Here is a 22,729-nt window from a genome sequence, read left to right as displayed (position 1 = left end):
GCTGTCCGAGTATGCCGGTTCAGCGCCTGCGAGACCCCTTCGTGGCGCGCGTGGGGGTCGCCACACAGACGCAGATGGCCCCGTCTCACGAGGAGACGGGGCCATCGAGAGGGCTGGAGTCAGCGGGCGACGTAGGTGCCCTGCCCGGCGACACCGGACTCGCCGATCGGCTTGGCGTCCTCGCCGTCGAGGGAGACCGTGACGGCCCCGTCGGTGGTCTGCACGCGGACCGGCGGGGCGGCGTCGAGCTCCTTGGTGTCGCCCACGGCCAGGTTGCCCTTGAAGACGATCTCGCCGGCGCCGTCGCGCACGACGATGTGGGCGCCGCCGGTGGTCGCGCTCAGCACGACCGGGACGGGGTCGCCGAGGCTGGTCGAGCCACCGCCACCGGGACCACCGGACCCGTTGAGGACGGGGGCCGAGCCGCGCAGCTCCGGCGGGGCGTCCATGACCAGGCGCGCGATGGACCAGCACAGCACGAGGGCCATGACCACCGCGACGAGCATCGACCAGTTGGGGCCGCCGCGCGTGCTGCGGATCGAGCCGTTCGCGCCCGTGGCCAGCTCGGCCTCGAAGACCCGACGCGGGTTGATCTCGGCGTGGGCGTAGCGCTCGTCGTAGGACGCGAGCAGCGGCGCCACGTCGACACCGAGCACCCGCGCGAGCGTGCGCAGGTGCCCGCGGGCATAGAAGTCGCCGCCGCAGGGGGCGAAGTCGTCGACCTCGATCGACTCGATGACGTGTGGGCGGATGCGGGTGCGATCCGCCAGCTGGTCGACGCTGAGGCCGAGCCGCGTGCGGGCCGCGGCCAGCTCCGGTCCGATGACGGGGTCGACGGCCGGCTCGACCTCGAAGTCGTCGAGCACGATCGGGTCGACCGCGTCGCCGCCCTTGGCGATCGGGCGCACACGATCACCCCAGACCTGGGTGTCCTCGACGAGGCTGACGCTGCCCGGGCGTCGCAGCTCGCGACCCTCGAGCTCGGTCTCCTCGACGGGCAGGTCGAGGCGCGCGTCGCTGCGCCGACCGGCCGTGGACTCGCGCAGCGGCGCGGGGGTCTCGCTGGCGACGACGGGCTCGTCGTCGAGCAGGTCCTCGACGTCGACGTCGACGTCGACGTCGACGTCGACGTCGTCCTCGACCTCGTCGAGCAGGTCCTCGTCCGCGTCGACCAGTCGGCGCTTCGGTGCCATGGACGCGAGCTTGGCGATGCCCGCGGCCAGCAACGGCCGCGGGTCGCGCAGCGAGGGACGGGCGTGCGGGGTGTCGTCCTCCTCGTCGAGGGGCGCGGTCTCGACCGGCTCACTCTCCTCGACGGCGGTGGCCAGCGTCGGGTCGATGACCACGACGTCACCGGCCTGGTGGGCGACCTGCTCGAGCGCGGTGCCCAGGTCGTCGCCTGCACCCACGACCTGCGTGGCCAGCCCGAGGGGTACGGCGAACGGCGCGCCGTACAACCGGGTGGAGAGCTTGGCCTGGCGACGTCCGGAGGAGTCGAGCTCGGCGAGCAGCTTCTCCTCGTTGTGTGCGCTGATGACGAGGCGGCCGTCGCGCAGCAGCCCGCGTCGGGGCGTGTGCTCGACGTGCTCGACCGCGCTCCACGGCAACCCGCGCCAGGTGCGGCCCAGACGGATCCGGACTCCGTGGGCATCGGCCACGAGCAACGGCGTGCGGGCATCGACGAAGGTGAGCAGCCAGTAGCCGCCCAGCAGCCCCATGACCGTGGCCAGCAACCAGTCCAGCGCTCCCCCTCCGCCCACGGCCCGCGCGAGGTAGGCGATCGCGACCGCCGAGGCGATCGCGCCGACGCCGGCGGCGAGGCCGGCGTTGCGGCGCACCTCCACCGCGTCCGGCGTCAGCGACAACGACTCCGTCGTCTCCGAGCCGGCCGCGGACTCCAGGTCCGTGTCGCGAAGTTCGGCAGCACCCATCACGCGTCCCCCTCAAGTGTGGCAATCACTGCATCGATCTCATCGGGCTTCACCAGCACGTCACGCGCCTTCGAGCCCTCGCTGGGCCCGACGACGCCGCGGCTCTCCATGATGTCCATCAGTCGGCCGGCCTTGGCGAAGCCGACGCGGAGCTTGCGCTGGAGCATCGAGGTCGAGCCGAACTGCGTCGAGACGACCAGCTCCACGGCCTGGATGACGAGCTCCATGTCGTCGCCGATGTCGTCGTCGATCTCGCGCTTGGCCGCGGCGGGCGCGGTCACGTCCTCGATGTAGGTGGGCTCCAGCTGCGTCTTGCAGTGGCTGACCACCTGGTGGATCTCGGCCTCGGTGACCCAGGAGCCCTGGACCCGGACCGGCTTGCTCTGGCCCATCGGCAGGAAGAGTCCGTCACCCTGTCCGACGAGCTTCTCCGCACCGGGCTGGTCGAGGATGACGCGGCTGTCGCCGAGCGACGAGGTCGCAAAGGCGAGCCGCGACGGCACGTTGGCCTTGATCAGGCCGGTCACGACGTCAACCGACGGTCGCTGCGTCGCGAGCACCAGGTGGATGCCGGCCGCACGCGCCAGCTGCGTGATCCGCACGACCGAGTCCTCGACGTCGCGCGGGGCGACCATCATCAGGTCAGCGAGCTCGTCGACGATGACCAGGAGATAGGGGTACGGCGCCAGCTTGCGCTCGCTCCCGGGCGGCACCTCGACCTTGCCGCCCCGCACCGCCTTGTTGAAGTCGTCGATGTGGCGGAAACCGAAGTTGGCCAGGTCGTCGTAGCGCATGTCCATCTCGCGCACGACCCAGGCGAGTGCCTCGGCAGCCTTCTTGGGGTTGGTGATGATCGGGGTGATCAGGTGTGGGACGCCCTCGTAGGCGTTCAGCTCGACCCGCTTGGGGTCGACCAGGATCATCCGGACCTCGTCGGGCGTCGAGCGCATCAGGATCGAGGTGATCAGCGAGTTGATGAACGACGACTTGCCCGAGCCGGTGGCGCCGGCCACCAGCAGGTGCGGCATCTTCGACATGTTGGCGACGACGAAGCCGCCTTCGACGTCCTTGCCGAGGCCGGCCACCATCGGGTGGTGGTCCGAGCGCGCGGTGTTGGAGCGGAGCACGTCGCCGAGGGAGACGATCTCCTTGTCGACGTTGGGGATCTCGATGCCGATCGCGGACTTGCCCGGGATCGGGCTCAGGATCCGCACGTCGGCGGAGGCGACCGCGTAGGCGATGTTCTTCGACAGCGCGGTGACCTTCTCGACCTTGACGGCCGGACCGAGCTCGACCTCGTAGCGGGTGACCGTCGGTCCGCGCGTGTAGCCGGTGACGGCGGCGTCGATGCCGAACTCGTCCATCACCTGCATCAGCCGCTCGACGACCGCGTCGCTGGCCTTGGAGCGCTGCTTGTGCACCGACCCGGGCTTGAGGACCTCGTTGCTGGGCAGTGAGTAGGTGATGTCGCCGGACAGCGCGAGCTGCTCGACCCGCTGCGGCAGCGGCGTGTGCGGCGGCGCGACGAGCTCGCCGGTGCCGTCGACCGTGGGCTCCACGACCGGAGCGACCTCGGTGGGGGCGTCGGCGAACAGGTCGATGCCGAGGTCGACGCCGGGCTCGGTGGCGGCCTCGTCCTTCTTCTTGCGGCGCCTCTTGACCTCGCGGTCCTCGAGCATCGGGGTGTCGTAGGGCTTGTCGCCCATCTCCGGGTCGATCTCGTCGAGCATGCTGCTGCGGCGCGTGCGGATCGGCCGGGTGCCGGTGTCGGCCAGCTCGTCCTCGGGGCTCGGCGGCGTGCGCCCGAGCAGCTTGTCGCGGGTCGCGGCCAGCTTCGTCGGGATCTGGTAGACGGGCGTCGCGGTGATGATGAGGACGCCGAAGAACGCGAGCAGGACCAGCACCGGCACGACGACGTACGCCGTGCGCAGCAGGTCGAGCAGCAGGCTCGACATCACGAAGCCCACGGCACCGCCGGCCTGCTGGAGCTGGCTGGCGTCGCCGAGCTCGGGCTGCGGGTTGCCGTTGGCGATGTGGACGATGCCCAGCAGGCCCAGCGCGAAGGCGGACCAGCCGATGACCTGGCGCCCGACGGGGCCGTTGTGCTCGGGGTCGCGCAGCGTGCGCCATCCGGCATAGAGGACGAAGAACGGCACGAGCCAGCCGACCTTGCCGACGGCGCCGGCGGTCATCTGGCGCAGGAACTCCATCACGCCGCCGGGCAGCTGCCACCACACCGCAGCCGCGATCACCAGGGCCAGCGCGATCAGGAACAGCCCGGCGCCGTCGCGGCGGTGCTCGGGCTCGAGGTCACGGGCCGAGCGCCCGATCGAGCGCGCGACCGCGCCGACCGTGTGGGCGATGCCCAGCCAGATCGAGGCGACGACGTGACCGAGCGCGCCGAACGTGCGAGAGACGGGTCCGGGACCGTTGCGTACGGCGCGGGGCGCGGGTCGCTTCGCCGGAGCGCGCGAGCGCCCCTTGGCGGCGGCCTTGGCCGAGCCGCGTGCGGGCGCGGCAGAGCCGCGAGCCGGTCTGGTGGTCGGTCGCTTGGAACTGGTACCCCGAGATCGCGTGCTCGCACTCGTCTTGGACGTGCTCGAACTCCGCGAACCCGGCGGGGAAGACGTACGGGTCGCCATGGTTCGACCCTAGTCCCAAGTCACACCAGCCCCATGCATCACAGTTGCGTGTCGGTCGACATCTGCCGGCCCCCCTCAGCCCGGTCACCGGCGGACAAACGGGTCAAGCGCAGGTGTCGCACGAAACCATCCGCTCGAGGGGCCAGTGACGGACAATGCTCCCAATGGTGTTGCAGGGTCTCCGGGCGAGACGCGTCCGGGAGCAGGGAAGGAGCCCCCACGTGAAGCCGCTCAGGACGGGGCTTGCGCTGATGATGGTGGGGGCTGGTCTGGCGGCCATGCCCAGCCTCGGAGCGCAGGCAGCGCCAGCACCGGCCAGCGAATCGCTGCTGGCGCAGGTGCGCGACCAGGCTGATCGGCCTGTGGTCGTCAACGACCAGGTCGCGACCGGCAAGCTCGGCTTCGTCCGCACCAAGGGCGACCTGATGCCCGGCCGGCTCGCCACCGACCGCGCGAGCGCCGTTGCGAAGGCCGACGTCTACCTCGCGAAGTTCGCCCCCGCCTTCGGTGCCCGCGCCGGTGAGCTCGAGCAGGCCGAGGTCCACGCCGACCGCGCCGGCTGGTCCGTCACCTACGAGCAGAGCTACCAGGGCGTCCCGGTGTTCGCCGCGGAGCTGAAGGCGCACGTCGACCGGGAGGGCGACCTGACGTCGGTCAACGGCTTCGCGGCTCCCGCCCTCGACCTCTCCGTCACTCCCACCGTCTCCGAGGACGAAGCATCGGCGCGCGCCCTCGCCGCGGTTAGGGCCAAGCCCGCCGGCCACGAGGACGGCCTGCCCGCCTCCTTCGCCGACGGCCTCACCGTCCGCTCGGCCGACCTGGAGATCTACCGCATGGGCTCGACCCGCGGGATCGACGGCGAGGCCAGGCTCGCCTGGGTCGTCGAGGTCTGGAACAGGTCGACGATCCGCGAGACGCTCATTCTCGACGCGGCCACCGGCAAGCCGCTCAACCGCTGGTCGATGATCGCCCACGCCCTCGACCGCGAGCTCTACGAGGCGCGCCAGGACTTCTCCGGCTACGAACACGTCTGGAGTGAGGGTGAGCCCTACCCCGCCCCCCACATGACCGAGGACCACCAGAACGAGGTCCGGGGCGCCGGCGAGGCCTACTGGATGTTCCGCAACACCTTCGGCTACGACTCCTGGGACGGCAACGGCGCCACGCTGATCACGGTCAACAACGACCCGCGGATCAGCTGCCCCAACGCCAACTGGAACGGCGTCACCACCAACTACTGCACCGGCGTCACCCGTGACGACACCGTCGCCCACGAGTGGGGCCACGCCTACACCGAGTCGACCTCCGGCCTGATCTACCAGTGGCAGGCCGGCGCGATGAACGAGGCCTACTCGGACATCTGGGGCGAGACCGTCGACATGCTCAACACCCGCCATAACGAGGTGGGCGAGCCCGGCTCGGGCACCACGGTGCACCGCACCCCGGGACGGTGCTCGGAGTACACCAGGGCCGCCACCAACATGACGATCACGGCGCCCGCCTCCGTCGCCGGTCCCTGCGTCAACGTCCCCGCGTCCTTCGGCCCGGTCATCACCCAGGCCGGCGTCAACGCCACCGCGGTCGTCGGGATCGACAAGGCGGAGAAGGACGGGAGCGGCACGACCATCGGCACCACGACCGACGGCTGCTCCCCGTTCACCAACGCCGCCGTCATCACCGGCAAGTGGGTCTACGTCGACCGCGGCCTGTGCTCGTTCGCGGTCAAGATCGACAACGCGGAGGCTGCCGGCGCCCTGGGCATCGTCGTCGGCAACACACCAACGCAGACCCTGGGGTCCATGGCCGGCAACTCCGAGATCTACGGCGTCATGGTCTCCAACGCGGACGGTGCGAAGTTCAAGTCCGCCGGCGGGCCCGTGTCGTTCCACATCGAGGCGAAGCCCTCCCCCGCCGACCCGACCCACCGTTGGCTCTCCGGCGAGTCCGACCCCGCCTTCGGCGGTGCCATCCGCGACATGTGGAACCCGAACTGCTACGGCGACCCGGGCCAGGTCTCCGACGCCGAGTACACCTGCGGGTCCGAGGACAGCGGTGGCGTCCACTCCAACTCGGGCGTCGTCAACCGCACGTTCGCGATCCTGGTCGACGGCATCGACGGCTCCGGCACGAGCGGCATCGGGCTGGACAAGGCGGCGCGATTGTTCTGGCACGCCCAGACCAACTACCTGACCCCGTCGTCCTACTTCCCCGACCTGGCCGACGGACTGGAGGCGTCGTGCGCGGACCTGACGGGGATCAGCTTCGAGAAGGTCACGCTGGGCAACCCCACCGACCCGGACGGGTCCGACGGCGGCGTCGTCGAGCCTGAGCTCGTCGTGGGCGGCACCACTGTGGCCGACTGCGCCAAGGTGACGGCCGCCATCGCGGAGACCGAGCTGCGCCTCGACCCGAGCGCGCAGTGCGACTGGCAGCCGCTCCTGGCGCCGGGGGCTCCGAAGCTCGAGTGCGGCACGGGCACGGTCACGAAGGCCAGCTACACCGAGGACTTCGAGGACGGCCTCGAGGGCTGGACCTGGACCCAGGACGAGGAGATCGGCTTCCCCGACGGCTCCGGCATCGCCTGGGAGGCATCCACGACCGCCCCCGCCGGCCACACCGGCGGTGTCGCGTTCGGCCCGGACCCGGTCGAGGGATCCTGCAGCGGCGCTGCTGGTGACCTCACCAGCCGCAACGGCCTGATCAGCCCGGCCATCACCGTGCCGGCCGGCGCCACGCCGCGGCTCTCGTTCGACCACTACGTGGCGACCGAGGCGACCTGGGACGGCGGCAACGTCAAGGTCAGCGTCGACGGCGGAGCCTTCCAGCTCGTGCCCGCCGACGCCTATCTCCACAACGCACCGGGCGGCACGCTCCACCCGGATGCCGGCCCGATGGGTGGCGAAGCCGCCTGGACCGGCACCAACGGCGGCCAGATGGCCGGGTCGTGGGGGACCTCGGTGATCAACCTCGCCAAGGTCGCCGCGGCCGGCGCGTCGGTCAAGCTCCGCTTCGACATGGGACGTGACGGCTGCAACGGCATCGACGGCTGGTACGTCGACAACGTCGTCGTCGAGGCCTGTGAGGTCGTGGCGACGCCCACGCCGACCACGACCCCGACCACCACGCCCACGACCCCGCCCACCACGACCCCGACCACCACGCCCACGACCCCGACCACCACACCGACGACACCTGCCAAGGCGGCCACGTCGACGAAGGTCAAGGTCAAGCCGCGGACGGTGGTGCGCGGGAAGGCCTTCAAGGTGATCGTCAAGGTCAGCTCGGTGGTCGACGTCGACGGGAAGGTCAAGCTCAAGCTCGATGGCACGCGGCTCAAGGTCGTCCGACTCAAGGACGGCCGCGCCGTGCTGAAGGTCAGGCGCCTGCTCCGCGTCGGGAAGCACAAGGTGGCGGCCACCTACCTCGGGTCCGCCGCGACGCTGCGCAGCAAGGACAGCGTCCGTCTGAGGGTCATCGCCTGACGGACAGCTGAGTGAAGGAGCGGGGGCCCGGCAGTCGGCCGGCACCAGAGATTGTTACAAACAACTCTCGATGAGGGCTATCGGTGTCACGTCACAATTCGTATGGTGACGTGGATCACTCGGACACACCTCGGCTCCGGGTGGCAATCGAACTGGGAGGAACCCCCGTGAAGCTCCTCAAGCAAGGAGTCGCGCTGGCGATGCTCGGAGCCGGCCTCGTTGCCGTTCCGTCGCTGCAGGCGCAAGCAACCCCGGCCGCGACGTCCGCGGCCGCCGCCGACAACGGCGTACAAGCCATGAAGAACGAGGCCGACGGCCTCGTCGCCGTGTCCGGCGAGAGCGCGACGAAGCGAGTCGGCTTCATCCGCCTGACCCAGAAGTCCGGCGACCTCATGCCTTCTCGAGGCGCATCGAGCAAGTCCGCCGCTGCCGCCAAGGCCGACGCCTACCTCGCCAAGTACGCCGCCAACTTCGGCGCGCGACCCGGTGAGCTCACGCAGGAGGGCGTCACGTCCTCGGCGTCCGGCTGGACGGTCAGCTACACCCAGGCCTACAAGGGCGTGCCCGTGTTCGGCTCGATGCTGCGCGCTCACGTCGACAAGCAGGGCGACCTGACGTCCGTCAACGGCTACGCCGCGCCGGACCTGTCGATGTCGACCACGCCGCGGATCACCGCTGCCGGAGCCGCTGAGCGCGCGGTGGGCACCGTGCGCGCCAACCCGCCCGGCCACGAGGGTGACGCCGACACCACGGGCATCCGCGCCGCCTCCACCGAGCTGGCGGTCTACCGCCTGGGCTCGACCAAGGGCGAAGCCGGCAAGGCGATCCTCGCCTGGATCGTCGAGGTCTCCAACGACGCCAACGTGCGCGACGTCCTGACCCTCGACGCCGCCACCGGCAAGCTGGTCAACCGCTACTCCCTCATCCACGACGGTCTCTACCGCGAGCTCTACGAAGCCACCTACGCCCGCAAGGGGCTGAAGTGGAAAGAGGGCGACAAGTTCCCCGGCCGCCTCGACGTGGACCAGCAGAACGAGGTCCTCGCCACCGGTGAGTCCTACTGGTTCTTCAAGAACGCCTTCGGTCGCGACTCCTACGACGACGCCGGCCACAAGATGATCACGGTCAACAACGACCCGCGCATCTCGTGCCCCAACGCCAACTGGAACGGCGTCACCACCAACTACTGCTCGGGGGTTTCCTCCGACGACGTCGTCGCCCACGAGTGGGGCCACGCCTACACCGAGTACACCCACGGCCTCATCTACCAGTGGCAGTCGGGCGCGCTCAACGAGTCCTACTCCGACATCTGGGGCGAGACCGTCGACCTGATCAACGGCCGCATGGACGCCGACGAGGGCGACATCACCGCGAAGCGACAGGTCGGCGTGTGCTCCACGCACTCCCCCGCCCGTCCGATCGTGCTGATCAACTCCCCGGCCACCATCGCCAAGGAGTGCGAGGCCGGCGCGGCCTCCTTCGGCCCCCAGCTCGACGGCGCGGGCGTGTCCGGCGACGTGGTCCTGGCCGTCGACAACGGCCAGCCGCTGCCCGACGGCACCCCCAGCCCGAGCACCTCCGACGCCTGCACCGCGCTGACCAACGGCGCAGCCGTTGCCGGCAAGGTCGCGCTCGTGGACCGCGGCTCCTGCGCCTTCACCATCAAGGTCAAGAACGCCCAGGCAGCCGGCGCCACCGCCGTGCTCGTCGCGGACAACGTCGAGGCCACCCCCTCCGGCATGTCCGGTGTCGACCCGGCCATCACCATCCCGGCGGTGCGCATCCGGCTCAGCGACGGCAACCTGATCAAGTCCGAGCTTCCCAACGGCCCGGTCAACATCACGATGAAGGACGCCTCCGGCGACCGTGCCGACACGTACCGCTGGTTGATGGGTGAGGACTCCTCGGCCTTCGGCGGCGCGATCCGCGACATGTGGTCGCCCACCTGCCACGGTGACCCGGGCAAGGTCTCGGACGCGGAGTACTACTGCGCGACCGACGACGGCGGCGGCGTGCACAGCAACTCCGGGGTGCCCAACCACGGCTATGCGCTGCTCGTCGACGGCGGCACCTACAACGGTGTCACGGTCAAGGGCCTGGGCCTCGACAAGTCCGCGGCGATCTACTTCCGCGCGATGGTGGACTACCAGACGCCCACCACCGACTTCGCCGACCACGCCGACGCCTTGGCTGCGTCGTGCCTCGACCTCGTCGGTCAGCCCATCGCGACCCTCACGACGGCGGCCAACGCCAAGACCGCCCCGGCCGACTCGATCCGACGTGCCGACTGCGCTCAGGTCGGCAACATGGCCGCGGCCGTGGAGCTGCGCACCGACCCGGTGCAGTGCAACTTCAAGCCCCTGCTCGACCCGAACATCCCCGCCCTGTGCGGCGAGGGTGGCACCGAGACGCAGGTCTGGTCCGAGGACTTCGAGGACGGGCTCGCCGGCTGGACTGCCTCGCAGCAGGTCGTGTTCGCGGGTGGCTTCGGCCAGCCGTGGGAGGCCTCGTCCACCGCACCCGGTGACCACGCAGGTGGTGTGGCCTTCGGCCCCGCCCCCGACCGTGGTCAGTGCTCCAACGGCGCCGGGGACTTCTCGAGCCGGGACTCGATCACGAGTCCGTCGGTGAGCATCCCGGCCGCCGGCGCGGCACGCCTGTCCTTCGAGCACTACGTCTCGACGGAGTCGGGCTATGACGGCGGCAACGTCAAGGTCAGCATCAACGGTGGCGACTTCATGGTCATCCCCGCCGCTGCCTACACCTTCAACAAGCCCTCGAAGATCTTCGACGCCTCGACGAACACCAACCCGCTGGCAGGCGAGGACGGGTTCACCGGCACCGACGGCGGCGAGATCGGCGGCTCGTGGGGCACCTCCCAGGTCGACCTGACCCAGGCCGGTGTGAAGGCAGGAGACACCGTCACGTTCCGCTTCGACATCGGTCGTGACGGCTGTGGCGGCCTCGAGGGCTGGGCCGTCGACAACGTCGAGGTGGCCACGTGCCCGGCGCCCGCCGCCACCGCGGCAGGCACCGAGGGGCGTCGCCGCTGACACCCTGATCGACCGCACGACGCGAAGGGCCCCGGCACCTGGTGCCGGGGCCCTCTGTGTGTCTCGGAAGCTGTGTCAGGGGAGGTCGCGGTGTCGCGACCGCCCGTGACTAGGCCTCGATGACGACCGGGATGATCATGGGCCGGCGACGCAGGCTCTTGTTCACCCAGCGACCGACGACGCGGCGTACGGTCTGCTGCATCTGGTAGGAGTCGGCTCCCCCGTCGGCGGCGATCTTGGCGAGCGCGTCGATGATCTGCGGCTTGATGGCGTCGAAGGCGGAGTCGTCCTCCGCGAAGCCGCGGGCGTGGATCTCCGGCCCTCCGGAGACCTTGCCGGTCACCGAGTCGACGACGACGATCACCGAGATGAAGCCCTCCTCGCCCAGCACCCGGCGGTCCTTCATGGAGGACTCGGAGATGTCACCGACGCTGGAGCCGTCGACGAAGACGTAGCCGCACGCGACCTTGCCCGCGATCTTCGCGACGCCGTCGACGAGGTCGACCACGACGCCGTCCTCGGCCATGACGACGCGGTCGGCCGGCACGCCGGTCGCGATCGCGAGCGCGGCGTTGGCACGCATGTGCCGGATCTCGCCATGGATGGGCATCACGTTGCGCGGCTTGACGATGTTGTAGCAGTAGAGCAGCTCGCCGGCGCTGGCGTGACCGCTGACGTGCACCAGGGCGTTGCCCTTGTGCACGACGTTGGCGCCCCAGCGGGCGAGACCGTTGATCACGCGGTAGACGGCGTTCTCGTTGCCCGGGATCAGCGAGCTGGCCAGGACGACGGTGTCGCCCTCCTCGAGGTGCACGAAGGAGTGGGTGCGCTGCGCGATCCGGCTCAGCGCGCTCAGCGGCTCGCCCTGCGACCCGGTAGAGATGAGCACCTGGCGCTCGACCGGCAGGTCGGCCAGCTCCTTGGCGTCGACGAGCACGCCGGCCGGCACCTTGAGGTAGCCGAGCTCCTTGGCGATCGCCATGTTGCGCACCATCGAGCGACCGACGTAGGCGACCTTGCGGTCGTTGGCGACGGCGGCGTCGATGACCTGCTGCACCCGGTGGATGTGCGAGGCGAAGCAGGCCACGATGATCCGCTGGGCGGACTTGTGGAAGACCCCCTCCAGGACCGGCGCGATGTCCTTCTCGGAGGTCGTGAAGCCCGGCACCTCGGCGTTGGTGGAGTCGGTCATGAAGAGGTCGACGCCCTCGTCGCCCAATCGCGCGAACTCGTTGAGGTCGGTGATCCGGCCGTCGAGCGGGAGCTGGTCCATCTTGAAGTCGCCGGTGTGCAGCACGACGCCGGCGCCGGTGCGGATGACGACCGCGAGCGCGTCGGGGATGGAGTGGTTGACCGCGATGAACTCCAGAACGAAGGGCCCGAAGGTGATCGTCTCCCCCTCGGCCACGACGTGGTGCACGGTCTCCTTGAGACGGTGCTCGCGCAGCTTGGAGCCGAGCAGGGCCAAGGTCAGCTCGGAGCCGACGAGCGGGATGTCGCCGCGTTCGCGCAGGAGGTACGGCGTCGCGCCGATGTGGTCCTCGTGACCGTGGGTCAGCACCAGCGCCTCGACCTTGTCGAGCCGGCCACGGATCGGGTCGAAGTCGGGGAGGATCAGGTCGACGCCGGGGTGGTGGTCCTCGGGGAACAGGACGCCGCAGTCCACGATCAGCAATCGGTCGTCGTACTCGAAGACAGTCATGTTGCGACCGATCTCGCCGAGGCCGCCGAGCGGGATGACGCGCAGGCCCCCTTCGACCAGTGGCGCGGGCGTGCTCAGTTCGGGATGCGGATGGCTCAAGGGACTCCTCAGATCAGGCCCGACGCGGCGAGCCCGGCGCGGAGCGCGGTGACCTCGTCGTCGTCGAGAGGAACGAGCGGACCTCGCACGTTCCGGTTGTCGAGCACGCCGAGCAGCTCCAGGGCTGCCTTGGCGGTTGTAGCTCCGTAGTTGGTGACGCCCATGACGGCGTCGAAGGCCGACACGAGCCGGGTGTGGATCTCGAGGGCCTCGCGCTGGTTGCCCGCGAGGTAGGCCTCGATCATGGTCTTGAGCTCGCGCCCTGCGGCGTGGCCGACGACGCTGACGAGTCCGGCGGCGCCGTACGCGAGGTAACCCAGCGTCGCGGCGTCGTCGCCGCAGTAGACGGTGTAGCCGAGCTGGGTGAGCGCGACCGTGTGGGCAGGATCGCCGGTGGCTTCCTTGACGGTGGTGACGTTGGCGAGCTCACGAGCCCGCTCGTAGGTCTCGAGCGCGATCGGGATGCCCGAGCGGCTGGGGACGTCGTAGAGCATCACCGGCAGGTCGGTGGCCTCGGCCACGCTGCGGAAGTGGTGCAGGACCCCGGCCGGGCTCGGCTTGTTGTAGTAGGGCGTGACCAGCAGCACTGCGTGGACGCCGATCTTGGCGGCCTGCTCGGCCAGCTCGACGGAGTGGGCGGTCGCGTTGGTGCCGACGCCGGCGATGACCGAGGCACGGTCGCCGACCGCGTCCATGACGGCCTGCAGGATCTGGCCGTCCTCGGCCACGGTGGTGGTCGGGGCCTCTCCGGTGGTGCCGCTGACGACGACTCCGTCGTTGCCGTTGTCGACGAGATGTCGGGCGATCTTGGCCGTTGCTTCAAGGTCCACCGACCCGTCGTCGTGGAACGCCGTGGCCATCGCGGTCAACAGGCGGCCGAACGGTGCTGCGGTTGTCATAGGGGTCAGGCTATCCCGCCCGGGACCCATGAGTAGGCCACGGCCTTGCCAGAGGCGCATACTGGTACTGATGTCTACTCCAGTGCGCCGCCACCTCGCCAGCAGTCCCTTCCAGGCCGAACCCGAGCCGACCATCGAGACGTTTGCGATGGACGACCTGGTCTGCCATGACGCACACGGCGTCGGACGGGTGATCGGCATGGAGCCAGCAGCGGTCACCGTCGACTTCCGTGGGCAGGCCATGCGCATCACCAGCCCCTACCGCAAGCTGGTCAAGCTCTGAGCCGAGGCTCCCGGCTGGCACTGTCGGTGCCGTCGCCTAGCGTGTGCGTCGTGAAGACACGATGAGCAAGATGGACGCACTGCGAGCGATGCGCGAAGCGCGCTACGCCGAGAATGCCGCACGAGCCAAGACCTCCGCCCCGGCTGCGAAGCAGCCCGCGGCGACTGGGGCGACGGCGAAGAAGACGACCGCCAGGAAGGCACCGGCGAAGAAGGCTGCCGAGCCCGCTGCCACCGAGGCTGCGGAGACCGCCCTGTGCGGTCACCGCAACATGAGCGGGCGGTCCTGCACCCGCGAGCACGGCCACGCCGCCAAGAGCCACCGCTACTCCTGAGCGACGCAGGACAGCGGTGGTCCACAGTCACCCAGTGACCGTCAGATACCGCTGTCTTCGACGACGCGGCTGACGCGCTCCCACCACACCCAGTCCAGCCCGAGGTCGGGCCGCGACTCCCGGCGCACCTCGGTCCACTCGTCGAGCGGGAAGACGGGATAGCGGGCGTCACCGGGCGGCGCGAGGTCGACCTCGGTGAGCACCTGGTGCGTGGCCCGCGGCAGCGCGAGCTCGTAGACCTGCGCTCCCCCGACCACGAAGACCTCACCGAGCGAGGCGGCCAGGCCCAGCGCCTCGTCGAGGGAGTGCGCGACGAGCACCCCGTCGAAGCCGGGCTGCCAGGTCGTCGACCGGGTGAGCACGATCGTGGTGCGTCCGGGCAACGGGCGACCGATCGAGTCCCAGGTCGCGCGGCCCATGACGAGCACGCCGCCCATGGTCACGGCCTTGAAGTGGGCGAAGTCCTCGCTGATGTGCCACGGGATCGAGCCCGCGTCGCCGATGATGCGCCCATCGGCGTACGCCGCGACCAGGGTGACGCGGTCCGAGCCCTCAGACGGCAACGGGGGCCTTGATGCCGGGGTGCGGGTCGTAGCCCTCGAGGCCGATGTCCTCGAGGTCGAAGCCGTCGATCTCGGTGATCGACTCGTTCAGCACCAGTCGCGGCAGCGGGCGGACGTCGCGGGTGAGCTGGAGGCGCGCCTGGTCGACGTGGTTGGAGTAGAGGTGGGCGTCACCGATCGTGTGCACGAAGTCGCCGACCTCGAGGCCGCACACCTGGGCGACCATGTGGGTGAGCAGGGCGTAGGACGCGATGTTGAACGGCACGCCGAGGAAGACGTCTCCGGAGCGCTGGTAGAGCTGGCACGAGAGCTTGCCGTCGGCGACGTAGAACTGGATCAGGGTGTGGCAGGGCGGCAGCGCCATGTCGCCGATGTCGGCGACGTTCCAGGCCGAGACGATGTGCCGGCGGCTGTCGGGGTTGTCCTTGATCTGCTGGACGACCTGGGCGATCTGGTCGATGTGGCGCCCGTCGGGCGTCGGCCAGGAGCGCCATTGGTAGCCGTAGACCGGGCCGAGATCACCGTTGTCGTCGGCCCACTCGTCCCAGATCGAGATGCCGCGGTCGTTGAGCCACTTGACGTTGGTGTCGCCGCGCAGGAACCACAGCAGCTCGCCGAAGACGGACCGGGTGTGGATCTTCTTGGTGGTCACCAGCGGGAAGCCCTCGGCGAGGTTGAACCGCATCTGGTGACCGAAGACGCTGTAGGTGCCCGTGCCGGTCCGGTCGGACTTCTCCACCCCGTCGTCGAGGAGCCGTTGGAGGAGGTCGAGGTAGGCCTGCATGCGCCGACAATACTGCGGACTCGGCAGGTCTCAGCGCAGGCGCACGTCGGCGCCCGCGACCACGACACGGCGGATCGAGGTGCAGTCGCGATCGCGGCAGACGAGGAACATCCTGCGCACCGTCTCGGACTGGCGCAGGTAGATCTCGGCCTCGTGCCGGGACAGCGAGATCTCCATGAGGTGCACGGGTTCGCCGCCCGGCGCGAGGACGACGTCGAGGCGCCGGTCACCCGGGGTGCCTCCCTCGGACGGCGGCGGCAGGTCCGGCGCCGGCTCCTCGGGCATGGCCTCGTCGAAGTCCGACACGTCCCCGTCGGCCGCGACCATCAGCAGCGAGCCGTCCTCGTGCTCGATCACGACGCCCTCGTCCAGCGGCACGAACGACCCGGCACGGGGCAGCGACACCACGACGTCGGCCAGGTGCAGCTCGCCGTCGGCGAACCACGGCACCGGGACCCGGTTGGCCTCCTCGCGCACGGCGGGCGGCGCGGGCAGGAGCGAGACGACCACTGCGCCGGCGACGAGGAGGGCGAGCACCCCGACGGCGTACAGCGTCAACCGTCGGCGACGCGGACGCTCGAGCTCCTCGGCGACGAGGTCACGGACGTGTGCCTCGACATCGGTGGTCTGCTCGAGCCTGCGCCACCCGCGCCGGCAGCGCCCAAGCGCGCGGTCGACGGCGGCCTCGGCCCTCGCTCCCCCGCCGAACTCCTCGACCAGCGAGGAACGGCGCGCGGCCACGAAGTCGTCGTGGGTGTCCATCCGCACCTCCGGGGTGTGTTCGGCGCCCCCGTCGTCCCGGATGGGTCAGGCCGACGCCGTCACCAGCACTGCCTCGACCGGGAAGACGAGGTGCTCACCCACCAGCCAAGGCGCAGCGAAGTCCTCGTACAACTCCCGCATCGACTCCTGCACCGCGGTCGACTGGGCCCGCCAGGTCACCCCGAAGTTACCGATCGTGGTGGCGCCGGCCCAGAAGTCCTCAGGGCGCACGCTCCAGTCCCATCGCGGCGCGCTCGCCTCGATGACGTCGAGCCCGGCCTCGGACAGCAGCGACCCGAGGCCCTCGGACGAGCGTTCGAAGTCGAGGTGCGGCGCCAACCGCGGCGCGGGAGGGCGTACGGCGCCCGCCGCATCGAGCAGGTCGTTCCACAGCTGCGCCTGGTGCATCAGCGAGGCCGGCCACACCGTCGCAGCAACCTGCCCACCAGATCGCGCCACGCGCACCAGCCCACGGGTCGCCGCACGCGGGTCGTCGACGTGATTGAGCACGAAGTTGGCCAGCACGACGTCGAACGGGGCGTCGTCGAACGGCAGGTCGGGCAGCCCACCCTGACGAACATCAGCTCCCGACCGGGAGCTCGCCAGCGCGACCATCTCGGGATCGGGGTCGACCGCGGTCACCACGTGGCCAGCCGTCAGCAGGGCCGCCGTGAGGTGGCCGGATCCGCAGCCGACGTCGAGCACCCTCGACCCGGACGGGATCCGCGTCAGCAGGGCTGGTGCGGTGCCGGAGCACAGCGTCGCGAAGGACCGGTCGTAGGCCGCTGCGACGTCGTCCCAGAGGCCCTCTGCCATCAGGCGTGCAGCGACATCGGTCCGTAGACCTGGCGCTCGTGCTCGAACAGCGTCACCGCGTCCACACCGGCCTCCGCCAGCTCGGCCCAGATCTCCCCGACCCACGACTCGGCGTCGGCCTGCGAGAGGAAGCGCTTGCCGGCGAACTCGTCGGCCGCGACCTCGTTGCCGGCCGCGTCCTCGAGGCGCCACCACCAGGGGCGCTCGGCGGCCGACGGCTGGCGGAAGGTGGGCGGCTGGTCGGGCAGCATCACGACTCCTTGACCGAGGTGTCGACGAACGGCGGCTTCGTCAGCTGGAAGATCTCGCGGCGGCCGCGGACGTCCACGCCGACCTCGGCCTCGGGGTGCACCATCGTGGGCACCAGCGCCATCCCGATGCCCTTCTTCAGGGTCGGGGAGAACGTGCCCGAGGTGATGTCGCACAGCGGGACGTCCTGGGTGAGCGTGACGCCCATGCCCGGGCGCGGGATGCCGCGACCGGTGGCGACGAGGCCGCGCAGGAGGCGCTTGGGCCCGGCCTCCTTGACGGCCAGGAGCGCGTCGCGACCCCAGAAGGCGTCCTTCTTCCAGCCGACGGCCCAGCTCAGGCCGGCCTCGACCGGGTTGACGTCGATGGTGATGTCCTGGCCGTGCAGCGGGTAGCCCATCTCGGTGCGAAGTGTGTCGCGGGAACCGAGCCCGCAGGCCAGCATCCCGAACTCCTCGCCGGCCGCGAGCAGGGCATCCCACAGGGCGCCGGCCTCGGCATTGCGGACGATCAGCTCGTAGCCGCGCTCGCCGGTGTAGCCCGTGCGGCACACCACGACGCCGACCTCGGAGCCGAGGACGTCGGGGACTTGGGCCTCGAGGAAGGACATGTAGTCGTGGCCGGTCGGCAGCCCGACGCGCTCCAGGACCTCGTCGGACCTGGTGCCCTGCACTGCGAGGACGGCGTAGTCCTCGTGGTGGTCCTTCACCGAGACACCGTCGGGAGCCTCGGCCTGCAGGCGGCGCACGACCTCGGCAGTGTTGGCAGCGTTGGGGACGAGCAGCACGTGCTCGTCGTCCTGGTAGTAGGCGATCAGGTCGTCGACGATGCCGCCGGTCTCGGCGTCGCAGCACAGGGTGTACTGCGCCTTGCCGGGCTGGATCTTGGCGAGGTCGTTGGAGAGCGTGGCGTTGACGAAGTCGGCGGCGCCGGGGCCGCTGACCATCGCCTTGCCGAGGTGGCTGACATCGAAGATGCCCACCGACTCTCGGACGGCCGTGTGCTCCTTGACGACACCGGCGGGATATTCGAGGGGCATGGACCAGCCACCGAACTCGGCGAGCTTCGCACCGAGAGCGACGTGGCGGTCGTGCAGTGGGGACTGCTTGAGGTTCGCGTCAGCCATGGCCCGAAACCTACCCCAGCGACTCGCGGCTCCGCCCTGACCTAAAGTGCCCGGGTGACGACGACGTACACGCTGCGCAGCGCGAGCCCCGCCAAGACCCGGGCGGAGGCCGTCGTGGTCGGCGTCCTCGCCTCCGACAAGGGACCGGTCGTCTGCGACGCCGGCGCCGACGTCGCCGAGGCCTGGGGCCGCAAGTGGCAACCCCTTCTCTCGACGCTCGGCGTGACCGGCAAGGCCGGCGAGGCCGTGCGCATCCCGGCCAACGGCCTCATCAACGCCCAGCTGCTCGTGCTCGTCGGGTTGGGTGCCGAGCCGGACGAGACGTCCGTACGCCGCGCGGCCGGCGTCGCCGCGCGCAGCGTGCCCAACGCCGCGTCGGTCGCGATCGCGCTGCCCGCCGACACCCCGGGCCTGGTGGACGCCGTGACCCAGGGCCACCTGCTCGGCGGCTACACCTACACGCTGCACAAGACCTCCGCGGCCAAGGCAGACGAGTCGTCGGGGGCCGGCCAGGTCGTCGTCCTCAGCCCCGTCGCGCGCCAGGGCGAGGCGATCACCGCCTTCGAGGAGGCACAGGTGCTCGCCGACGCCGTCCGGCTCACCCGCGACTGGGTCAACGAGCCGCCCGGCCATCTCACCCCCGCCGGATTCGCCGACGCGGTCACCGACGCCCACCGCGCGGCGACGAAGGGCCGCGGCGCCCCCAAGGTCGACCTCGAGATCTGGGACCACGCGACGCTGACCGAGCGCGGCCTCGGCGGCACCCTCGCCGTCGGCAACGGCTCGGACGCCACACCCCGGCTGGCCAAGCTGACCTGGTCGCCCAAGGACGCCACGACCCATCTCGTCCTGGTCGGCAAGGGCATCACCTTCGACTCGGGCGGCCTCACCATCAAGCCGGCCTCGAGCATGGTCGGGATGAAGGGCGACATGGGCGGCGCGGCGTGCGTCATCGCCGCGACGCTGGCCATCGCGAAGCTCGGGCTGCCGGTCAAGGTCACCGCCTTCGCGCCGATGGCGGAGAACATGGTCTCCGGCTCGTCGTTCCGCCCCGGCGACGTCGTCACGATGTACGGCGGCACCACCGTCGAGATCGCCAATACCGACGCCGAAGGCCGGATGCTCCTGGGTGACGCCTTGGTGCTCGCCACCGAGGAGGCGCCCGACATCATCGTCGACGTCGCCACCCTCACCGGCCACCTCCAGCTCGCGCTCGGCGACAAGGTCGGCGCCGTGCTCGGTTCCCAGGAGATCGTCGACGCGGTGCTGGCCGCCGGCGCCCGCGCGGGCGAGCAGCACTGGCAGATGCCGATCCCCGAGGAGATGACCGAGCGGATCAAGGCCTCCAAGATCGCCGACCTGCTCCAGCACGACTGGGTGCGCTGGGGCGGTGGGCTGATGGCCGCGGCGTTCCTGCGCGAGTTCACCGCCGGCCTGCCGTGGGCCCACCTCGACATCGCCGGCAAGGAGATCAACACCGGCGGGCCCTACGGCCACGTCCCCTCCGGGGGCACGGGCTTCGGCGTCACCACGATCGTGGAGTACGCCCGCTCGCTCGCCGCCCCGGAGTGAGCACCCCGCGGCGTTCATTCATGTAAATGAACCTCGCGACGGGGGTCAGATCCCGCCGGCCTTCTTGCGACGGTTGAAGTCGCGCATCCGCTGCGGGATGCCGACGACGGCGGCGTCGTACGACGGCACCTGGTGCTTGTTGGCGAACGTGTGGGCCCACTGGACGCTCGGGACACGGCGACGGGTCCACTCGCCGTCGTGGGCCACGAGGAGCAGCGTCACGTCACTGACCGCGGTGCGCGGCTCGACGAATCCCTCGACGCCGCGACGCGTGGTCACGAAGTCGGTGAGGTGGGCGATGTCGTGCCCGTCGGAGGCGCGCACCGATGTCGACCCGGTGCGCAGGCCGTCGCGCGCAGGTCGGCGCACGCGCCCGGATCGTCTGAATCGGTCCAGCAGTCCCATGCCGTCATTGTGCCTGCCGCCCGGGAGCAGACGGGTCAGACCCGGTGTGGACAGGCTCACAAAGAGTGCAAGGATGTCCGCGTGACCGACGGCGACTTCGACGTACTCATTCTCGGTGCTGGGTCCGGCGGCTACGCGTGTGCACTCCGCGCAGCCCAGCTCGGCCTCACCGTGGGACTCGTGGAGAAGGGCAACCTCGGGGGCACCTGCCTCCACGTGGGTTGCATCCCCACCAAGGCCCTCCTGCATGCGGCCGAGGTGGCCGACTCGGCGCGCGACGCGTCCAAGTTCGGCGTCAGCGCCACCCTCGACGGCATCGACATGGCCGGGGTCAACTCCTACAAGGACGGCGTGGTCGCGCGCCTGTTCAAGGGACTGACCGGCCTGATCAAGTCGCGTGGCATCACGGTCATCGAGGGCGAGGGGCGCGTCACCGGCCCGCGCACGGTGACGGTCGGCGCGGCGACGTACACCGGGAAGAGCCTCGTCCTGGCGTCCGGTTCCTACTCCAAGTCGCTGCCCGGGCTCGAGCTCGACGGCGAGCGCGTCATCAGCTCCGAGCACGCCCTCAAGCTCGACCGGGTGCCGGCGTCGGTGATCGTGCTCGGCGGTGGCGTCATCGGCTGCGAGTTCGCCAGCGTGTGGGCGAGCTTTGGCGCGAAGGTCACCATCCTCGAGGCACTCCCCCGGCTCGTGGCCGCCGAGGACGCGGCATCCTCGAAGGCCCTCGAGCGAGCCTTCCGCAAGCGCAAGATCGACTTCCGCACCAGCACGCCGTTCCAGAGCGTCAAGACCACCGACTCCGGCGTCGCCGTGACCGTCGAGGGTGGCGACGTGATCGAGGCCGAGCTGCTGCTCGTCGCAGTCGGTCGCGGCCCCTCGACCGACGGCCTGGGCTACGAGGAGCAGGGCATCGCGATGGAGCGCGGCTTCGTGCTCGCCGACGAACGCGGCCGCACGAATGTCGAGGGCGTCTTCGCCGTCGGTGACATCGTGCCGGGTCTCCAACTGGCCCACCGCGGCTTCCAGCAGGGGATCTTCGTGGCCGAGGAGATCGCCGGGCTCGACCCGAAGCCGATCGACGAGGCCGGCATCCCGCGCGTCACCTACTCCCACCCCGAGATCGCCTCGGTCGGCCTCGACGAGGCCACGGCCAGGGAGCAGTACGGCGACGACATCACCACGATCACCTACGACCTCGGCGGCAACGGCAAGAGCCAGATCCTGCAGACCGCGGGCTTCGTCAAGCTGGTCGGCCTCAAGGACGGCCCCGTGCTCGGTGTCCACATGGTCGGCGACCGTGTCGGCGAGCTCATCGGAGAGGCGCAGCTGATCTACAGCTGGGAAGCCCACGCCGACGACGTGGCACCTCTCATCCACGCCCACCCGACGCAGAACGAGGCCCTCGGCGAGGCGCACCTCGCGCTCGCTGGCAAGGCCCTGCACGCCCACTCGTGACCACCACCCACACAGAAGGAATGCCCATGGCCTCCGAAGTCACCCTCCCCGCCCTTGGTGAATCCGTCACGGAAGGAACCGTCACCCGCTGGCTCAAGCAGGTCGGCGACACCGTGGCGGTCGACGAGCCGCTGCTCGAGGTCTCCACCGACAAGGTCGACACCGAGATCCCCTCGCCGGTCGCGGGCACGCTCCTGGAGATCAAGGCCGCCGAGGACGAGACCGTCGAGGTCGGCGCCGTGCTGGCAGTCGTGGGTGAGGCCGGAGAAGGTGGCGCCGCCGCGGAGTCCGCCGAGGCCCCCGCCGCCGAGGCCCCGGCCGAGCAGGCCCCCGCGCAGGAAGCACCCGCCGAGCAGGCTGCCCCGGCCGCCGAGCAGGCGCCCGCCGGGCAGGAAGCACCCGCCGAGCAGGCCGCTCCGGCCGCCGAGTCGAAGCCCGCCGGTGGTGGCGCCTCGACCTCCGTCACGCTGCCCGCGCTCGGGGAGTCCGTGACCGAGGGCACCGTCACCCGCTGGCTGAAGGAGGTCGGCGACGACGTCGCGGTCGACGAGCCGCTGCTCGAGGTCTCC

Annotated in this window: 18 protein-coding genes; 7 read left to right on the top strand and 11 right to left on the bottom strand. The window is 70.5% G+C overall.

The window, feature by feature from the left end:
* Window positions 1–119: 119 nt before the first annotated feature.
* Entirely contained in the window at window positions 120–1,931 is a 1,812-nt protein-coding gene (locus CF8_RS20970) for a helix-turn-helix domain-containing protein (RefSeq protein WP_010833329.1), read from the bottom strand.
* The gene (locus tag CF8_RS11695; RefSeq protein ID WP_010833328.1) at window positions 1,931–4,573 is read right to left on the bottom strand and encodes an FtsK/SpoIIIE family DNA translocase; all 2,643 of its coding nucleotides are present in this window, start codon (window positions 4,571–4,573) and stop codon (window positions 1,931–1,933) included. The genes CF8_RS20970 and CF8_RS11695 overlap by 1 nt, the downstream gene beginning before the upstream one ends.
* 221 nt (window positions 4,574–4,794) lie before the next feature.
* On the opposite strand from CF8_RS11695, the gene CF8_RS23485 reads away from it, so the two are divergent.
* Complete coding sequence (locus CF8_RS23485) at window positions 4,795–8,055, top strand: M4 family metallopeptidase (RefSeq protein WP_051204203.1); 3,261 nt, start codon at window positions 4,795–4,797, stop codon at window positions 8,053–8,055.
* 167 nt (window positions 8,056–8,222) lie between these two features.
* Window positions 8,223–11,108, top strand: coding sequence for a M4 family metallopeptidase (locus tag CF8_RS23480; RefSeq protein WP_010833326.1), 2,886 nt, complete (start codon window positions 8,223–8,225; stop codon window positions 11,106–11,108).
* Between the two features lie 109 nt (window positions 11,109–11,217).
* On the opposite strand, the gene CF8_RS11680 is transcribed toward CF8_RS23480, so the two are convergent.
* The gene (locus CF8_RS11680; protein WP_010833325.1) at window positions 11,218–12,909 is read right to left on the bottom strand and encodes a ribonuclease J; all 1,692 of its coding nucleotides are present in this window, start codon (window positions 12,907–12,909) and stop codon (window positions 11,218–11,220) included.
* An 8-nt stretch (window positions 12,910–12,917) separates the two neighbouring features.
* Window positions 12,918–13,808 (bottom strand): 4-hydroxy-tetrahydrodipicolinate synthase, encoded by an 891-nt coding sequence (gene dapA / locus CF8_RS11675; RefSeq protein WP_010833324.1) that lies wholly within the window; start codon window positions 13,806–13,808, stop codon window positions 12,918–12,920.
* Between the two features lie 70 nt (window positions 13,809–13,878).
* Between dapA and CF8_RS11670 the strand changes: the two genes are divergently transcribed.
* Together CF8_RS11670 and CF8_RS11665 are read left to right on the top strand one after the other, a co-directional pair.
* On the top strand, window positions 13,879–14,091 hold the full coding sequence (locus CF8_RS11670; protein WP_036490829.1) for a hypothetical protein: 213 nt from the start codon (window positions 13,879–13,881) through the stop codon (window positions 14,089–14,091).
* 70 nt (window positions 14,092–14,161) lie between these two features.
* Complete coding sequence (locus CF8_RS11665) at window positions 14,162–14,425, top strand: hypothetical protein (protein ID WP_036490827.1); 264 nt, start codon at window positions 14,162–14,164, stop codon at window positions 14,423–14,425.
* Window positions 14,426–14,466: 41 nt separating this feature from the next.
* Here CF8_RS11665 and CF8_RS11660 read toward each other — a convergent pair whose 3' ends face one another.
* The 6 genes from CF8_RS11660 to gcvT are packed head-to-tail and all read right to left on the bottom strand — an operon-like array spanning window position 14,467 to window position 18,725.
* Entirely contained in the window at window positions 14,467–14,988 is a 522-nt protein-coding gene (locus CF8_RS11660) for a dihydrofolate reductase (protein WP_010833322.1), read from the bottom strand.
* Window positions 14,978–15,772 carry a thymidylate synthase gene (locus tag CF8_RS11655; protein ID WP_010833321.1) on the bottom strand — a complete coding sequence of 265 codons (795 nt, stop codon included), beginning with the start codon at window positions 15,770–15,772 and terminating at the stop codon, window positions 14,978–14,980. The genes CF8_RS11660 and CF8_RS11655 overlap by 11 nt, the downstream gene beginning before the upstream one ends.
* A gap of 30 nt (window positions 15,773–15,802) precedes the next feature.
* Window positions 15,803–16,534, bottom strand: coding sequence for a hypothetical protein (locus CF8_RS11650; RefSeq protein ID WP_036490825.1), 732 nt, complete (start codon window positions 16,532–16,534; stop codon window positions 15,803–15,805).
* A gap of 45 nt (window positions 16,535–16,579) precedes the next feature.
* On the bottom strand, window positions 16,580–17,350 hold the full coding sequence (locus CF8_RS11645) for a class I SAM-dependent methyltransferase (protein WP_010833319.1): 771 nt from the start codon (window positions 17,348–17,350) through the stop codon (window positions 16,580–16,582).
* Window positions 17,350–17,601, bottom strand: a complete 252-nt coding sequence (locus CF8_RS11640; RefSeq protein WP_010833318.1) for a hypothetical protein — start codon at window positions 17,599–17,601, stop codon at window positions 17,350–17,352. Before CF8_RS11640 ends, CF8_RS11645 begins: the two co-directional genes overlap by 1 nt.
* Window positions 17,601–18,725, bottom strand: a complete 1,125-nt coding sequence (gene gcvT, locus CF8_RS11635) for a glycine cleavage system aminomethyltransferase GcvT (RefSeq protein ID WP_010833317.1) — start codon at window positions 18,723–18,725, stop codon at window positions 17,601–17,603. Before gcvT ends, CF8_RS11640 begins: the two co-directional genes overlap by 1 nt.
* Before the next feature lie 54 nt (window positions 18,726–18,779).
* Between gcvT and CF8_RS11630 the strand changes: the two genes are divergently transcribed.
* Window positions 18,780–20,297 (top strand): leucyl aminopeptidase, encoded by a 1,518-nt coding sequence (locus CF8_RS11630; RefSeq protein ID WP_010833316.1) that lies wholly within the window; start codon window positions 18,780–18,782, stop codon window positions 20,295–20,297.
* 45 nt (window positions 20,298–20,342) lie between these two features.
* On the opposite strand, the gene CF8_RS11625 is transcribed toward CF8_RS11630, so the two are convergent.
* The gene (locus CF8_RS11625; RefSeq protein ID WP_084622858.1) at window positions 20,343–20,702 is read right to left on the bottom strand and encodes a hypothetical protein; all 360 of its coding nucleotides are present in this window, start codon (window positions 20,700–20,702) and stop codon (window positions 20,343–20,345) included.
* A gap of 81 nt (window positions 20,703–20,783) precedes the next feature.
* Between CF8_RS11625 and lpdA the strand changes: the two genes are divergently transcribed.
* Window positions 20,784–22,160, top strand: a complete 1,377-nt coding sequence (gene lpdA / locus CF8_RS11620; protein ID WP_010833314.1) for a dihydrolipoyl dehydrogenase — start codon at window positions 20,784–20,786, stop codon at window positions 22,158–22,160.
* 26 nt (window positions 22,161–22,186) lie between these two features.
* A partial coding sequence (locus CF8_RS20955) for a biotin/lipoyl-containing protein (protein ID WP_332248891.1) occupies window positions 22,187–22,729 on the top strand: 543 nt, incomplete at its 3' end.

The organism is Nocardioides sp. CF8, assembly GCF_000389985.1.
GTDB classification, from domain to species: Bacteria; Actinomycetota; Actinomycetes; order Propionibacteriales; family Nocardioidaceae; genus Nocardioides; species Nocardioides allogilvus.
This window is presented reverse-complemented; position numbering and strand designations above follow the sequence as displayed.

What these genes read in the sequence shown, in the direction of transcription:
- CF8_RS11695 (WP_010833328.1), bottom strand. Translation starts at nt 4,573, where the DNA reads ATGGCGACCCGTACGTCTTCCCCGCCGGGTTCGCGGAGTTCGAGCACG.
- CF8_RS11655 (WP_010833321.1), bottom strand. Translation starts at nt 15,772, where the DNA reads ATGCAGGCCTACCTCGACCTCCTCCAACGGCTCCTCGACGACGGGGTG.
- CF8_RS11625 (WP_084622858.1), bottom strand. Translation starts at nt 20,702, where the DNA reads ATGGGACTGCTGGACCGATTCAGACGATCCGGGCGCGTGCGCCGACCT.
- gcvT (WP_010833317.1), bottom strand. Translation starts at nt 18,725, where the DNA reads ATGGCTGACGCGAACCTCAAGCAGTCCCCACTGCACGACCGCCACGTC.
- CF8_RS11650 (WP_036490825.1), bottom strand. Translation starts at nt 16,534, where the DNA reads ATGGACACCCACGACGACTTCGTGGCCGCGCGCCGTTCCTCGCTGGTC.
- CF8_RS11645 (WP_010833319.1), bottom strand. Translation starts at nt 17,350, where the DNA reads ATGGCAGAGGGCCTCTGGGACGACGTCGCAGCGGCCTACGACCGGTCC.
- CF8_RS11670 (WP_036490829.1), top strand. Translation starts at nt 13,879, where the DNA reads ATGTCTACTCCAGTGCGCCGCCACCTCGCCAGCAGTCCCTTCCAGGCC.
- CF8_RS11640 (WP_010833318.1), bottom strand. Translation starts at nt 17,601, where the DNA reads ATGCTGCCCGACCAGCCGCCCACCTTCCGCCAGCCGTCGGCCGCCGAG.
- CF8_RS20970 (WP_010833329.1), bottom strand. Translation starts at nt 1,931, where the DNA reads ATGGGTGCTGCCGAACTTCGCGACACGGACCTGGAGTCCGCGGCCGGC.
- dapA (WP_010833324.1), bottom strand. Translation starts at nt 13,808, where the DNA reads ATGACAACCGCAGCACCGTTCGGCCGCCTGTTGACCGCGATGGCCACG.
- CF8_RS11665 (WP_036490827.1), top strand. Translation starts at nt 14,162, where the DNA reads ATGGACGCACTGCGAGCGATGCGCGAAGCGCGCTACGCCGAGAATGCC.